We start from the raw sequence: 14,985 nt of genomic DNA on the forward strand, positions 1-14,985 counted from the left end.
AAGTTAGGGTTAGTTTTTAAACTTTATTTACAGGCGCTGTAATTCATTGACCGCACTTCCCTGTTCTGCGAGCCATCTCGCGCGTCGCTGGAACAAGGCTGGAGCAGCCTGATTGACCTGATCAATTAAGATTTGTAGATCAGCACGTACCAGTTTTCGGTTTTCTACCACCATCTGACCGTTGACCATGGTCATATGTACATCCTGTCCTTGTACTGCATGTACCAGATTGGTATGTAAATTAAATAACGGGCCTTGATTAATCAAGGGTGTCATTCTTGGGGTCGCAATATCTACTGCAATAATATCAGCAAATTTCCCAACTTCTAAAGAACCAATCTGATCCTGCATACCTAAGGCTTTGGCACCTGTACGGGTCGCCATCTGACAGACCGACCATGAATCCAGTGCTGCAGCATCCAAACCGGAAAACTTCGCCAATAATGAAGCAGTTTTCATTTCTTCAAACATGTCTAAATTATTATTTTCTTTCTCGCCATCAGTACCTAATCCTACAGCAATGCCATGTTTAAGCATTTCCGTAATGGGGGCGGCGCCAGATGCCAGTTTCATATTCGATATCGGGTTATGTGCGACACCAACATTATAGTGTTTTAAAATTTCGATCTCTGCTGAATTGGCCCAGACACAATGCGCTAACAGGCATTGAGGTACATCCAGCATGCCCAATTGTTCCAGCGTCTGGATCGGGCGCACGCCATAACGTCGAAGGTTTTCTTCAACATCAAACTTGCTTTCGTTGCTATGCGTGTGAAAACCCGTCTGATATTCATGACACATTTTCTGGATACGTGCCAAGGCTTTTTCTTCAGCATAAAACAGATGTTCCAAGCCAACCCAGACCTGAATTCGCCCATTTGCAGCTTGATGCCATTTTTGAATTAAAGCTTCATTGCTGTTGAGGGTTTCAAAATAGTTGTGATCTGGATGTTCAGCCACATATGGCACCAGTACTGCACGTATACCTAATTGCTGTGCAGCCTCGGCACTACCCTCCATATAACGCCACATATCCACAATAGTAGTCGTGCCGGATAGCAGCGCTTCTGCATAACAGAGGTAGGAGGCAATTTTGGCATCTTCTGGCGTTAATACCCGATGCATCGGGTCAATAAATTGCTGCAGCCAGTCCCAGACTGGTAAACCTTCGGCAGTACCGCGGAGCAGGCCTGAGTGGCAGTGGGTATTAATCAAACCCGGCATCAATAAACTTTTGGGATACTGGGTAACTGCAGCTTCAGGATATTGCTGAGTTAATTCCTGTAATGTTCCTACCTGTTTAATGAGAACACCATCAATCAGGATGGCACCATCTTTAATACAGTCCAGGTTTGAGTTCATGGTCAGGACATAATCCGCGCTCATAATTTTCATAAAGTAATTCCTGAGATTTGTCCGATTAAGGGCTAAAGGTTTTGCCAAGTGACGCTGGTAAATTGAGTTTCAATAACTTCTTGTCACGTGAAATGAGGACTAAGACGACAATGGTTGCGATATATGGCAATGCCGATAACAGTTCATTCGGTACTTCTAGACCCAGCGCCTGGGCATGAAACTGCAAAATTGTTACACCACCAAACAGATAGGCACCCAACATCAAACGCGTTGGTTTCCATGCAGCAAAAACCACTAATGCAATTGCAATCCAGCCACGTCCTGCGACCATATTTTCAATCCACATTGGGGTATAAACCGTAGATAAAAATGCACCGCCAATACCTGCCATTGCACCGCCAAACATGACTGCACCATAGCGAATCGCCAGCACGTTATAGCCCATGGCATGTGCGCTTTCCGGAGACTCCCCAACAGCTTTCAGTAACAGGCCTAAACGGGTTTTACTCAGTACCCACCACACCAGCACAAAAGCAAGAATGGACAGATACACCACATAGTTTTGCTGGAACAGGACTGGCCCTATGAATGGAATATCAGCGAGTCCCGGAATTTTTAGGTTTTCCAGACCCGGTAAGGCCGTACTGACATAATTCTGTCCTAGAAAGGCTGAAATCCCGATCCCAAAAATAGTGAGTGCCAGACCACAGGCGGATTGATTGGTGCTTAAAGATAAGGTAAAAAATGCAAAAATTAGTGCCATCAATGTGCCTGCCAATCCGCCCATAAATAAGGCGCTGGCGACACTGGCTTCATACTGGCTAGCGAAAGCAAATCCAGCAATGGCACCGACCAGCATCATGCCTTCTACCCCAAGATTGATGACACCGGTACGCTCTGCTACCAGCTCACCCAGCCCGGCAAAGATCAATGGCGTTGCCGCAGCGACAGTTCCGGCAACAATTGCGGTTAATTCAATACTCATGTTGTTATCCTTCTTCTGTCTGGATCAGGCTGCTTGCGCAGTGGTCATGGTTTTTTTGATTTTCTTTTTGGTAAAACGGTAGCGGTTTTCAATCAGGGCATCTGAAGCCAACAGGAAAAATAAAAGCAGGCCCTGGAAAATTCCGGTAATCGCGACTGGGAGTTGCAACTGCATTTGTGCCAGTTCGCCACCTAAATAGATCAGCGCCATCAGGAAACCTGAAAGTACGATTCCAATGGGATTTAGTCGGCCCAGATAAGCCACAATAATGGCTGCATAACCATAACCTGGTGAAATATTCGGATTGAGCTGGCCGATTGGACCTGCAACTTCACAGATTCCGGCAATCCCCGCCATCAGACCTGAAATTCCCAAACTTAACCAGATGGCTTTTTTTGCTGAAAATCCTGCATATTGAGCTGCCAAAGGTGCCTGACCACTGACTTCCAGTTTATAAGCCATCAGACTCTTACGGATAAAAACCCAGAACAGCACCACTGCGATGATCGTGATAAAAATTGAGGCGTTAATCCGTGTGCCTTCCATAATCAGCGGCAGGGTCGCGCTTTCCGAGAACATTAAGGATTGTGGAAAGTTCATGCCATCTGGATCACGCCATGGACCATTGACCAGATACATCAGCAGGAAAAATGCCACATAGTTCATCATTAAGGTGGTCAAGGTTTCTTGCGCATTAAAATGGGTTTTTAGCAGCGCTGGAATCAGGCCCCAAATTGCACCACCAATCGCACCCATAATCACCATCAAAGGTAAAATCCACCAGCCGATCTGCTCATGAAACAGGATGGCAATACCACCGCCAAAGATGGCCCCCATAGCCAACTGCCCCTCAGCACCAATATTAAACAGACGGGCACGAAACCCAACAGCCAGACCCAAGGCAATTAAAATCAGCGGACTGGCTTTAATTATCAGTTCACTCAGGTTATAGACTGAGCTTAGCGGCTCAATAAAAAAGATATATAAAGCCTGAGCAGGATTCACTCCAAGCATTAAAAACAATAGGCTACCTACCGCCAGCATGGCGAGTAATGCAAGCACAGGTGAGAGCCATTTCATTAATTGAGAAGGATGTTCTCTAGGTTCTAATAAATGCATATTTACACCTCTTCTCTACGCATGCGCTTCATGGACAGGCTCGGATTCAGCCAGTATTGCTGGATCTGCCTGAATACCTGACATGAGCAGGCCAATCTGTTCTGCATTGGTATTTTTAGCCGGGACAGGTGCAGACAGCTTTCCACCAGCCAGAACACAAATCTGGTCGCTAATTTCAAACAGTTCTTCCAGCTCTTCTGAAATCACTAAAATCGCAACGCCTTGGCGGGAAAGATCAATCAGGGTTTGACGGATAAACATCGATGCGCCGACATCAACGCCCCAGGTTGGCTGGGAAATAATTAATACTTTCGGCTGTTGCAGGATTTCACGCCCTACAATAAATTTTTGCAGATTCCCGCCCGAAAGGCTGCGCGCTTCCGCTTGTGGCCCTGCGGCTTTTACTCCGAATTTTTCGATACATTGCTGGGCAAAAGCGACAGTTTTCTCAAACTGGATAAAGCCCCATTTGTTTAAACCCTGACGAAAAGCAGTCAATAAAGTGTTTTGTGCCAATGTCATATTCGGCACAGCACCACGACCTAAACGCTCTTCCGGAACAAAGCCCAAGCCTAGATCACGTCGCTGACCTGCACTGAGTTCAGAAATGTCATGATCTAATAGAAAGACTTGACCTTTTTTCGCCGTTTGCTCACCGGAAAGCAGAGCCAGTAATTCAGATTGACCATTACCCGAAATACCAGCAATGCCCAGAATTTCACCGGAATTTAGGTTGAGTTGAATATTGGATAAGGACACACCAAACGGATCATCAGTTTCGTAATTCAGGTTTTTTACCTGAAACAGCGTGCGATGTTCGCCTGTATATTCAACATGCGCATACGTCGGCAATTCCCGGCCAATCATTAATTTGGCCAGTTCACTGGTACTATTTTCAGAAGGCAATACATAGCCGGTGACTTTGCCATTACGCAGAATCGTCGCTTCATCACAGAGTTCTTTGATTTCATGCAATTTATGGCTGATATAAAGAATTGAAACACCTTGCGAAGCCACCAGTCGCAAAGTTTTAAATAACTGACGTACCGCTTGTGGGGTTAATACGGAGGTCGGTTCATCTAAAATGAGTAAGGAAGGATTTTGGAGTAGACAGCGGATAATTTCGACCCGTTGTCGCTCACCAACCGATAAAGAAAAAACTTCACGCCGTGGATCTACCGGTAAGCCATATTGTTCTGATACTTCGGTGATTTTAGCCCCTAAGCTTTTCAGGTCTATTTTCTCATCCAGACCTAATAAAATATTTTCAGCCACAGTCATAGTTTCAAACAGTGAGAAATGCTGGTACACCATACCGATGCCCAGTTTTCTGGCCATCGACGGACTTTCTATCTGTACTTCTTTGCCATTCCAGACGATATGACCGCTATCTGATTTCGTGGCGCCGTAGATGATTTTCATCAAGGTACTTTTACCAGCACCGTTTTCACCCAAAATGGCATGAATTTGCCCAGGTTGGACTTTTAAATTAATACTGTCATTTGCTTTCAATGAGTTATAGCTTTTGCTGATATTGATCAGCTCCAGTCGTGGAATTTGCTGCTCATTGAGCGATGACATTTCGATGTCATTTGACATGTGAGGCAGATCGCTCATAACTCAGTCTCCACTCATTTTGGCCCAGTCCATAAAGTGATTCATGGACTGGGGGATGATTTTTCAGGATTTACTTTCTTTTATTTTTAAGTCATACAAATAGTGAAAGAATTATTTAGGCAATGAACCTTCAACTCCTTTCACATAGAAGTTCATTTTTCCAAGCGCTTCATCTGTCATTTTTCCGCCCTTGGCAATCACCAAAGTTCCATCCTGTTTATAGATTGGACCCTGGAATGGATGTAATGTGCCTTTATGAATTGCACTTTGTGCACTTAAAGCGGACTGTTTCACCTTGACAGGAACAGCAGGCCCGAAGTTTTCAATTTTCACTGCATCCTGTTTTACGCCATACCAGAGAGCAGCAGGTTTCCAGGTTTTATTAGCCACTTGCTGCATGGCTGGTGTATAAATTTTTTCCCAGTGCAGTACTGAAGCAGCCAAATGCGCTTTAGGACCAAATTTGCTCATGTCTGAATCCCAACCAAAGGCATAAACGCCTTTTTGCTGGGCAGCTTGCACCACTGCTGGCGAATCTGTGTTTTGCATCAGCACATCAGCTTTTTGAGAAATCAGTGCCAAAGCCGCATCACGTTCTTTACCCGGGTTAAACCATGAGTTCACCCAGATGACTTTGGTTTTGACTTTAGGATTGACGCTTTGTGCACCCAAGGTATAGGCATTAATATTACGAACCACTTCCGGGATCGGGAATGAGGCTACGACACCCAAGGTATTAGTTTTGGTGGTTTGCCCTGCCACTACACCCAGCATGTAAGCACCTTCATAGGTACGTACATCATAGATGCCTAGGTTTTTCCCCTGCTTATAACCGGTCGCGTGCATGAATATGGTATTGGGGAACTGCTTCGCGACTTTTTCCATCTGGTTCATATAACCAAAAGAGGTCGCAAAAATCACTTTATTGCCCTGCTGTGCCAGATTACGAATCACACGTTCAGCATCGGCCGTTTCAGGTACATTTTCGATATAAGTCGTTTTGAATTTTCCGCCCAGAGCTTTTTCAGCTTTAATACGCCCCTGATCATGTGAATATGTCCAGCCATGGTCACTGGTTGGTCCAATATAGACAAATGCAGCTTTATCGACTGCAAAGCTCTGACTGCTGATCCCCAAACCCATAATTGCAGCCGCAATTACAGGCAGTGAAAATTTTTTCATTATCTTTTTATGTTTGGACATATTCAGCATAAATTGCCTCCGTGAATGCCATTTGAGTTTTATAAATAGCGGCTTTAAAAGATCTGAATCGACATCAAAAATTTTACTGATTGCTATATTTCTATTAATTAGCAACTTCTATTCCAATTCAGTTCAAAAAATAGAACAGGCGGATTGCAAGACACTTATAATTTTTAGAATGATCTGTTCTTTTATTTATTTTTATAAATTACAATTATTTACTACCAAGTATTGAGTATAAAAAAGTTGAACAGTTAAGAATATAAGCCGAAAAATATAGATATCAATCTAAGTCAATGAGCAAAGTTGCTAGAAAACCAGACTCAGCTCAAGATTGAGAAATTAATAAGATTAAATATTCAAGAATTCTTGTAATTTTCTTTTGTTCTGCGCTAGATAAGTGCGTCAGCTCTAAATCGTGTGCACCAATAAATGGCTTATAATTGGCAATGCACTGAATGAATAAAATGGATTTTTAAAAATAGAAAATTAAGGAAAGTATTTTTAGAAAATAGAGACTGGATTGTAGGGTTTTAAATTGAGCCTACAATCCAGAAAATCTGCTTTTATGGTCTTATAAATAATATAAATAAAATGAAGTAGAATTATAAAAAGAATAATTTCAAATCTTCACCGAGATGACCAGAAGTCTTTTTGCAATTGAACCGTTTCCTGTTCAAGTTCCATGATTGGTCCAATCAGCTCAATAATCTTCTGACCATGAGCAAAAACATACTCAGCATAAACACTCATAGTCGGATTCTCATTGTGGTTTCCAGTACATTGCAATAATTTTTCTTCGGTCATGGCATAGACCACCCGCCCGATATTGGCCCAATAAATCGTTCCAGAACACATGCAGCAAGGTTCAACTGCCGTATATAAGGTGCATTCAGCCAGATAATCCGGCGTAAAATTGCTGGCTGCGATCCGGGCTAAAGTACTTTCTGCATGGTTGACCGTATCAATATTACATTGGGTCAGTAAAACCGTTTCATGATCAGGCGCGACCAGGACTGCACCAAAAGGATGATGGCCTAAAGACATTGCTCGTTTGGCAACCTCATTGGATAATCTTAAAAAAGATAGCATTTGCTCATGGCTAGGCTGTGGCATAAATTACTCTAACAATCGAAAGTTCAAAGGTCATAGGTGCTTATAAAATAGGACTTTGAACAGATGGCATGGAATAAAAAAAGCACCCCAACAGACCAGGATGCATAAAGGAGGAAATTTAATTTAAACAATATAGCGCTTGCTTAGACCCCATTCCGCCAGAATGCGGCGATAAGTTGTCGAAGAACGGTCAGCTTCAAAATGTGCTTCCATCGTAATATCCAAAGGTAGCTCTTCCGGTTTTTGGCTTTCGACCATGTCCTGATCTTCAGCAAAAATCTGTGCGTTAAAATTGTAAACCGCTTGCAGATCACCAGTCGTATCAAAATTACGGGTCAACGGCACAAATAAGCGGGTTTTATTGTGAGATACCGGACAGCAGGCATTTAGAATTTTCAGAATGCCATTTTCCGGAAAATGCACCGTTAAAATCGCTGAAAATGGTGGATAAACATCAAACACACGTTTCCACAAAAATCCTTCGGGTGCCAGATGCTGCAAGCCATGTGGATAGTTGCTGACATCGCTGACATATTCCGTATGCAAGCCATAAGGGGTGCGTACAGTTGAATACTTTTGCACGATCGGGTTATCACGAGAAGCAAACGATTCATGATGCACCCAGGCAAAATGCGCCACATCAATAAAGCCTTCCAGCTGCCGGCCACTTGAACCACCGATATCAACAAATGGCGGTAAGATCGATTGGTGCTCTTCGCTCTCCCAGGTATCCAGATCAGGGAAATTAGCTTCTGATTCATCCCGGCTAAACAGGCTGGTCCAGACCAGACCATATTTCAAGACTACTGGAAACTTGGTTAAGGTAAAACGATCCGAAATGTTAGTCAGTTCTGGTTGAGCCGGTATTTTGGTGCATTTTCCTTGAGTGTTGTAATGCAGACCGTGATAAGGACAAATGATTTCTTCACCCTTTACCCAGCCTTTGGTTAATGGCACCCCACGATGCGGACAGATATCACGAACCAGATGAATGCTGCCACTCTCAGTTTGATATAGGGCCATCTTCACATCCAGAAGTTGTACCTGCTGTGGCGTAGTACTCACATCCTGTATACGGGCAACTGGATACCAATGCTGAGCCAGGATATTCCAGTCTGATGGGTCAAAGCCGCTACAGTGCGGTTGACTGAATAAATTAAGCACCGGGATAGCATTCATAGTTCACTCACAAATATTTATTGCATGACAACGGCTTAAATTTTTATCTCATTAAGCTGCCTTGTTGTTCTTTAATAAAATTAGCCAAATGCCTGTTCTGCTGTCTATTAGAATGTTTCGTAGCCCATGTTCCAAAAAATAGAACACAAAACTTTTACCGTTCCATTTCTTTGAAAATTGGCACAGAAATCGCTTATCCACTTGATAGAACCAGAATCACTTAGTTTCCAGCTGAAAATTATGTGATTAAAACGATGTGCAGGTGGATTGACGTGATTTTATGAATATTACTTTTTCAAGATTTTCAGAATATTTTATTGCCGTAGCCAAAACAGGCAGCCTCAGAAAAGCAGCTGATCAGCTTTATATTTCTGTCTCCGCGATTCATCGTCAGATTGCTCTAGCAGAAGAAGAATTTGGCATCGTGCTTTTTGAACGGTTGCCGAGTGGCCTGAAGCTGACATTAGCGGGTGAATTGCTGTATGCAGATCTACTCAAATGGCAAAAAGAATTCCAACAGACCTGCGTACGTTTTGATGAAATTCAGGGTTTATCGCGCGGCAGCATTGAACTCGGGCTCATTGCGGCACTCAGTGACGGTTTCGTTTTAGATTCTCTACAATATATGTATGAAAACTATCCCTGGATCAATTTCAATATCCAGATTCAGGAAAGTGATACTGTCTCTAAAATGATTATGGATGCTGAAGTTGATTTTGGCATTCTGCTCAATCCTAAAAGTCATAATCAGCTCGAAGTCATGTCTTTTGTGGAAATCCCGGTTGGATTTGTGATGGCCAAATCTCATCCTTTAGCTCAGGCAGAAAAAATCTATTTTTCCGACACTTTATACTTTAAGCATCTCATTCCCTGTGCCCCTTTAATCATTCATAACTATGTCTATAGCCTGTATAAACATCACCAATTTATGCCACAGCAAAAGCTGGAGTGTAATGACATTCGCATGATTACCTCTCTGGCAGAGCGCAACTTAGGGATTGGGGTACTGTCCTACATTGATGCTTTGCCTTATTTAGAACGTGATGAACTGGTGTTTAAACCGATCATTGAAAAAGGTATGCATCCACTGACCCTTGCCCTTTGTGTGGCACCGAAACGGCAAATTTCCCGTATCTCACAAATCATGATGAACCATCTGATCGACCAGATGGAAGATTTAAAAATTAAATTACAACAGCTTAATACTTCATGTGCTGCCTGATTTAGCTACAGCACGAATAATATTTATTGGAAATAAGATATGACAACCTTATGGATTAAAAACCCTCTTGCTGTATTTACCGCAAATGATCTGGATGCCCGTGGTGGCTTGGTCATCCGTGATGGCAAAATTATTGAACTGGTGGCTCTAGGACAAACCCCAGCATCATCTTATGACCAGTTCTTTGATGCCCAGAATTTGGTGATTACACCGGGACTGATTAATAGCCATCATCATTTTTATCAGACCTTAACCCGTGCCTGGGCTCCTGTGGTCAATGCTCCGCTATTTCCATGGTTGAAAACCTTATATCCGGTCTGGGCCAAATTGAATACTGAACAGCATTATCTAGCCACTCAAATAGCATTGTCTGAATTACTGCTTTCCGGTTGTACCTTTGCTGCGGATCACCATTATCTGTTTCCACAGCAGCTGTCCGATGCCATTGATGTTCAGGTTGAAGCATCAAAACAATTAGGGATTCGTGTAATGCTGACCCGTGGTTCCATGAGTCTGGGTGAAGATTCTGGTGGCTTGCCACCACAGCATACCGTACAGGATATGGATACCATTCTGCTGGACTCAGAACGACTAGTGCAGAAATATCACCAGCGTAGTGCTGATGCGATGGTCAATATTGCGCTTGCACCATGTTCACCATTTTCAGTCACCCAAGAAATTATGCGAGAAAGTGCTGCACTGGCAGAAAAACTGGATGTACGTCTGCATACACATCTGGCCGAAACACTGGATGAAGAACAATTTTGTCTGTCCAAATTTGGCATGCGCACCGTCGATTATCTGGAAAGTGTAGGCTGGCTTAATTCTAGAACCTGGCTGGCGCATGGCATTCATTTTAATACCGACGAGATCCAACGCTTAGGGCGGGCTCAAGTCGGTATCTGTCATTGTCCGCATTCCAATATGCGTCTGGCTTCAGGGATTTGTCCAACCATGGATCTACTGGAAGCAGGAGCAGTCATTGGTCTAGGTGTGGATGGCTCTGCTTCGGGTGATGCGTCTAACCTGATTCTGGAAGCTCGGCAGGCGATGTATTTACAACGTTTAAAATATGGTGCAGAAGTGATTACGCCTGAACGTGCTTTAACCTGGGCCACACAAGGCTCGGCACAGGTACTGGGACGTGAAAAGCACCTAGGACAAATCGCAGCAGATTTTCAGGCAGATTTAGCTTTTTATAGTCTGGATGATGTGCGTTTTTCAGGGATTCATGATCCGATTGCCGGCCTGTTACTGTGCGGTGCAGACCGTGCCGAACATGTCATGGTGAATGGACAATGGGTCGTTAAAGACCGGGAAATCCTGAATCTGGATCTTGAAGCGGTTCAGGCTGCACATCGTCAGGCAGCGAAAGCTTTACTTGCGGCCTAAAAAATCTATTAGCGAATTCCTGTTATTTAAATATAAAAAGCCCTTCGATATGAAGGGCTTTTTGCCAAGAGATTAAACGCAGAATTAATCTAAAGGATTGCCAATAATATTGCTGATAATCCCTTTCATGATATGCGGTCCCTGCTCTTTACGCAGTTCTTCATACCATTCTTTGGTCACGGCTTCATCTTTCATATGTGTCACATCACACCGTTTACGTGCACGCAAGACCAGCTCATTGGCACGCTCATTGCGTTTGTTCTGATAGCGTTTCAAGGCATCTTCCAGACCCAGCGTATTAATCTGTAAAGAACGAGCCAGATAGATTGCATCTTCCATGGCCTGGCAACCACCCTGACCAATATCCGGTGTGGTGCTATGTGCGGCATCACCAACAATTACAACACGACCTTTATAGAACTGGGCAAACGGTTCAATATCATGAATTTCAACCCGATTGGTTTTCTGTTCATCCAGCGCGTCAATCAGATGCTGAACCGGCGCACACCAACCTTCAAAATACTGTTTCAATAAGGTTTTATATTCTGCCCGATTATTCTCTAAACCGACCGGCAACGGTACATCAAAGAAGAAATAGAATTTTCCGTCTGCCACAGGCATCAGCGAAACGCGCTTACCTTGTCCGACAAATGTGGTCCATTGATCTGCCGGAGTAAGCTTTTCTGAAATTTCTACCAGACCATTCCAGTTGACATAACCGGCATAGCGACGAGAAACCTGTTCGCCCAGTACATAGGCACGGGTAATGGAATGGGTTCCATCTGCGCCAATCAGTAGGTCTGTTTTAATTTCTGTACCATCCGCAAATTTAACCAGAACACCGTCTTTCTGTTCTTGCAGCTCAACCATCTTCTTGCCCAGCTGAATATCTTCACGGCCAAGCTCGTCCATCAACATGTTCTGTAAATCAGCACGTGCCACCGGATATGGACGTTGTCCCACTTCTTCAATCAAAGGCAATAAACTGAACTGGGTCATGGTGTCGCCCGTCAAACCATCAATATAGGCCAGCTGATCCATCTGACCACCGAGCTTGGCCACCTGCTCAGTTAAGCCCAGATAATTCAAACATTTTACCCCATTTGACCAAAGTGAAATTGCCGCGCCCACCGGTAAAATCTTTTCTGCCTGTTCATAGATGGTGACTTTATGCCCAAACTTTTTTAGTGCAATTCCTGTGGTCAATCCCCCCATCCCTGCACCAATAATTGTAATCTCCATCTATATGCTCCTCTCAAAATTGTGTTTCTTCCTCCCTGTGTAGCTAAAAGCGTGCCATTTCGAAAATAATGCACTGATTTTTCTCAAAAGTTGGCACAAGCCGTGCATTCATCTATTCATTAAAAACCTGTTTTTATAAGGTCTTTCAGCAGAATTACAGACTTTTATAAAAAATTAGATTCACGTTAAACATAATTTGAATGGAAGATAGTTATGGCAACATTATTTGCACCCATTTTCGAGATCCCTGCCCATATCCAGCAGCTTACCAACTTGGCTGATAGCCGGATTGGTGCAGAAATTCTTGAATGTTCAGATGATTTTTTTGCTGAAGCAAAACGAATGTTGCAATTTGATGCACCAATTTTTGTTGAAGATAAATTTGATAATCATGGCAAATGGATGGACGGCTGGGAAACCCGCCGCAAGCGTCATGCCGGCTATGACTGGGCGATTGTCAAACTGGGGGTAGCTGGAACCATCAAAGCACTAGATATTGATACCACATTCTTTACCGGAAACTATCCAGCTTCTGCTGCAGTTGAAGCCTGCTATGCACCAAATGGTGACTTAAGCACCGCAACCTGGCACTCAATTTTACCAAACAGTATATTAGGTCCGAGCCAGCATCATATTTTTAATATTGATTCAGACGAAGTCTTTACACATGTACGCCTAAATATTTTCCCTGACGGGGGTGTAGCTCGCTTTAAAGTCTATGGTGAAGTAAAAATTCAGGTTCAGGACAGCAATCAGGTGATTGATCTGGTCGCTCTGGAAAATGGCGGTCGTGTCATTGCCTATAGTGATGCGCACTTTGGTCATCCACGTAATCTGATTAATCCGGGGCGTGGCATCAATATGGGTGATGGCTGGGAAACCAAGCGCCGTCGTGCACCCGGCTTTGACTGGTGTATCTTGGCTCTAGGTCAGAGTGGCCAGATTGAAAAAATTGAGATTGATACCGCGCATTTTAAAGGTAACTTTCCTGCTCAAGTCTCTATCCAAGCGATTTATATTGAAGATGCGACTGACCAGCAGTTAATTCCGCAAAGTATGTTCTGGCCATTCCTGCTTGAAGCACAAGATATGCAGATGGATCATATTCATAGCTTTGTTGAGGAAATCTTAAAACAGGGAAAAATTTCTCATATTCGGGTGAACATGATTCCGGATGGTGGCATTAGCCGGATTCGACTGTGGGGAAAAGTTGCCTGAGTAATTATATCTATGAGCATGCAAACCATAAAAATACAGCCCTTAACTGCTGAAAGTTTCTTGCCTTATGGCGAGGTAATTGCCTGCGAAGGCAATGATTTTTTCCATATTAATGATCAGCACACCGAGCGTTATCATGCTCTGGCGGTTGCTGAAACAGATGCTAAAGTTGGTCTAAGTATTTTTAGAAATATTCAGACTACAGCCATTCCCTTTGCAATCGAAATGCTGGAACGTCACCCTGTCGGTTCACAAGCGTTCATCCCGATGCAGGGCCAGAAATTTTTAATTGTGGTTGCGCCTAATCTGGATCATGAAAAGCCTGATATCAGTCAAATTCAGGCTTTTATCAGTAATGGTACACAAAGTGTAAATTACCGTGCCGGTACCTGGCATCATCCTTTGCTGACCTTTGAAGCTCCAAGTGATTTCGTGGTAATCGATCGGATCGGCACTGGTCCAAACTGTGATGTTTATACTTTTCCTGAAAAGATTTTTATCGAAAATTAAGCCCATTAAATTAAAAAGCCCTTATTGATAAGGGCTTTTTAATTTCTTATTTTAGAAATGATATTTCACTAAAGCACTCACGTTATTTTCATCTGCATCCGGAATACCGTATTTGTTATTCCAAACCGAATGCTCAATACCGAGATATAAATTGGTGTCAGGAGAAATATGCTTGCCGACATTCCATTTCCACTGAGTCGTCCAGTTCATCTCACTCGCATGATCATCTTCAGCAGTTGACCAGTCCAGGAAGCCATCTACCAGGAATTCTTCAGTACCCAATTTAAATGGCACACCATAGGTCAAGGTGAGCTGATAGTCGTCTTCCATATTTTCGTTATTTACACGATAAAGATTCACGCTGGCATAATTGAATTTTGGAATAGCCAGGTCGAAACCTACGCCGTACAGGAAGTTATCAAAACCTTCACCACCTTCCCAAGTCGTTGCTACCAGAACATCTTTCACTGGACCAAATGCCAGCTTTTGACCTGAAACTTCACCCAGACTTAAACGTGGTGAAAATTCAAAATAGCTTGATTTAATATCGTCAGAACCACGCATACGGTCAATGAAAAAGAAGACATCTGCATATTTAACTTTTGCAGCGTATTCAACAGTTAGGGTTGCCTGTTTTTCATCTACAACTTCATAGTTTTCCCCATAAAGCCCAGTAACGCTAAAATCCTGCCAGACTGGTTTTGCCTGTGCAGATGCTGCACCCCATGCAAGTAATGTTGCAGCAGCAACTTGAGTAAATTTCATAAATAAGGTTCCCCAATGGAATTAAAAATCTCATTCTGGATTAAGCAAGAACAAAGCCAAC

Annotated in this window: 13 protein-coding genes; 4 read left to right on the forward strand and 9 right to left on the reverse strand. The window is 43.2% G+C overall.

All coding sequences use genetic code 11. The features are described from left to right. Window positions 1–27: 27 nt before the first annotated feature. The 7 genes from FTV34_RS05535 to FTV34_RS05565 form a co-directional block, all read right to left on the reverse strand. Window positions 28–1,395, reverse strand: coding sequence for an amidohydrolase family protein (locus FTV34_RS05535; protein WP_180069204.1), 1,368 nt, complete (start codon window positions 1,393–1,395; stop codon window positions 28–30). Between the two features lie 25 nt (window positions 1,396–1,420). Then, a complete protein-coding gene (locus FTV34_RS05540) occupies window positions 1,421–2,341 on the reverse strand; it encodes an ABC transporter permease (protein ID WP_159123035.1) in 921 nt (306 codons plus the stop codon). 24 nt (window positions 2,342–2,365) lie between these two features. After that, complete coding sequence (locus tag FTV34_RS05545; RefSeq protein WP_125278683.1) at window positions 2,366–3,460, reverse strand: ABC transporter permease; 1,095 nt, start codon at window positions 3,458–3,460, stop codon at window positions 2,366–2,368. Window positions 3,461–3,475: 15 nt separating this feature from the next. After that, complete coding sequence (locus FTV34_RS05550; protein WP_180069206.1) at window positions 3,476–5,077, reverse strand: ABC transporter ATP-binding protein; 1,602 nt, start codon at window positions 5,075–5,077, stop codon at window positions 3,476–3,478. Window positions 5,078–5,188: 111 nt separating this feature from the next. Beyond that, the gene (locus tag FTV34_RS05555) at window positions 5,189–6,220 is read right to left on the reverse strand and encodes a BMP family ABC transporter substrate-binding protein (protein WP_257226111.1); all 1,032 of its coding nucleotides are present in this window, start codon (window positions 6,218–6,220) and stop codon (window positions 5,189–5,191) included. A gap of 690 nt (window positions 6,221–6,910) precedes the next feature. Continuing rightward, window positions 6,911–7,396: a nucleoside deaminase gene (locus FTV34_RS05560; protein ID WP_180069209.1), complete on the reverse strand. Its 486-nt coding sequence runs from the start codon at window positions 7,394–7,396 to the stop codon at window positions 6,911–6,913. Between the two features lie 123 nt (window positions 7,397–7,519). After that, window positions 7,520–8,575, reverse strand: coding sequence for an aromatic ring-hydroxylating dioxygenase subunit alpha (locus FTV34_RS05565; protein ID WP_180069211.1), 1,056 nt, complete (start codon window positions 8,573–8,575; stop codon window positions 7,520–7,522). A 280-nt stretch (window positions 8,576–8,855) separates the two neighbouring features. Between FTV34_RS05565 and FTV34_RS05570 the strand changes: the two genes are divergently transcribed. Together FTV34_RS05570 and FTV34_RS05575 are read left to right on the forward strand one after the other, a co-directional pair. Continuing rightward, window positions 8,856–9,797, forward strand: a complete 942-nt coding sequence (locus FTV34_RS05570) for a LysR family transcriptional regulator (RefSeq protein WP_180069213.1) — start codon at window positions 8,856–8,858, stop codon at window positions 9,795–9,797. Window positions 9,798–9,836: 39 nt separating this feature from the next. Then, on the forward strand, window positions 9,837–11,189 hold the full coding sequence (locus tag FTV34_RS05575) for an 8-oxoguanine deaminase (RefSeq protein ID WP_180069215.1): 1,353 nt from the start codon (window positions 9,837–9,839) through the stop codon (window positions 11,187–11,189). A gap of 84 nt (window positions 11,190–11,273) precedes the next feature. Here the strand turns inward: FTV34_RS05575 and hpxO are convergent, their stop codons facing one another. After that, the gene (hpxO, locus tag FTV34_RS05580; RefSeq protein ID WP_180069217.1) at window positions 11,274–12,431 is read right to left on the reverse strand and encodes an FAD-dependent urate hydroxylase HpxO; all 1,158 of its coding nucleotides are present in this window, start codon (window positions 12,429–12,431) and stop codon (window positions 11,274–11,276) included. Between the two features lie 213 nt (window positions 12,432–12,644). Between hpxO and alc the strand changes: the two genes are divergently transcribed. After that, window positions 12,645–13,649, forward strand: coding sequence for an allantoicase (alc, locus tag FTV34_RS05585; protein ID WP_180069219.1), 1,005 nt, complete (start codon window positions 12,645–12,647; stop codon window positions 13,647–13,649). Window positions 13,650–13,661: 12 nt separating this feature from the next. Next, window positions 13,662–14,159 carry an ureidoglycolate lyase gene (locus FTV34_RS05590; RefSeq protein WP_180069221.1) on the forward strand — a complete coding sequence of 166 codons (498 nt, stop codon included), beginning with the start codon at window positions 13,662–13,664 and terminating at the stop codon, window positions 14,157–14,159. A gap of 51 nt (window positions 14,160–14,210) precedes the next feature. On the opposite strand, the gene FTV34_RS05595 is transcribed toward FTV34_RS05590, so the two are convergent. Next, window positions 14,211–14,924 carry an outer membrane protein OmpK gene (locus tag FTV34_RS05595; protein ID WP_005235592.1) on the reverse strand — a complete coding sequence of 238 codons (714 nt, stop codon included), beginning with the start codon at window positions 14,922–14,924 and terminating at the stop codon, window positions 14,211–14,213. Between the last annotated feature and the right edge of the window lie 61 nt (window positions 14,925–14,985).

Origin of the sequence: Acinetobacter sp. YH16038 (genome assembly GCF_013417275.1) — a bacterium.
In the GTDB taxonomy this organism is placed as follows: Bacteria; Pseudomonadota; Gammaproteobacteria; order Pseudomonadales; family Moraxellaceae; genus Acinetobacter.

Coding starts and splice junctions, on each gene's coding strand:
- FTV34_RS05555 (WP_257226111.1), bottom strand. CDS start 6,220: ATGGGTTTGGGGATCAGCAGTCAGAGCTTTGCAGTCGATAAAGCTGCA.
- FTV34_RS05570 (WP_180069213.1), top strand. CDS start 8,856: ATGAATATTACTTTTTCAAGATTTTCAGAATATTTTATTGCCGTAGCC.
- FTV34_RS05590 (WP_180069221.1), top strand. CDS start 13,662: ATGAGCATGCAAACCATAAAAATACAGCCCTTAACTGCTGAAAGTTTC.
- FTV34_RS05560 (WP_180069209.1), bottom strand. CDS start 7,396: ATGCCACAGCCTAGCCATGAGCAAATGCTATCTTTTTTAAGATTATCC.
- FTV34_RS05565 (WP_180069211.1), bottom strand. CDS start 8,575: ATGAATGCTATCCCGGTGCTTAATTTATTCAGTCAACCGCACTGTAGC.
- alc (WP_180069219.1), top strand. CDS start 12,645: ATGGCAACATTATTTGCACCCATTTTCGAGATCCCTGCCCATATCCAG.
- FTV34_RS05575 (WP_180069215.1), top strand. CDS start 9,837: ATGACAACCTTATGGATTAAAAACCCTCTTGCTGTATTTACCGCAAAT.
- FTV34_RS05595 (WP_005235592.1), bottom strand. CDS start 14,924: ATGAAATTTACTCAAGTTGCTGCTGCAACATTACTTGCATGGGGTGCA.
- FTV34_RS05550 (WP_180069206.1), bottom strand. CDS start 5,077: ATGAGCGATCTGCCTCACATGTCAAATGACATCGAAATGTCATCGCTC.
- FTV34_RS05540 (WP_159123035.1), bottom strand. CDS start 2,341: ATGAGTATTGAATTAACCGCAATTGTTGCCGGAACTGTCGCTGCGGCA.
- FTV34_RS05535 (WP_180069204.1), bottom strand. CDS start 1,395: ATGAAAATTATGAGCGCGGATTATGTCCTGACCATGAACTCAAACCTG.
- FTV34_RS05545 (WP_125278683.1), bottom strand. CDS start 3,460: ATGCATTTATTAGAACCTAGAGAACATCCTTCTCAATTAATGAAATGG.
- hpxO (WP_180069217.1), bottom strand. CDS start 12,431: ATGGAGATTACAATTATTGGTGCAGGGATGGGGGGATTGACCACAGGA.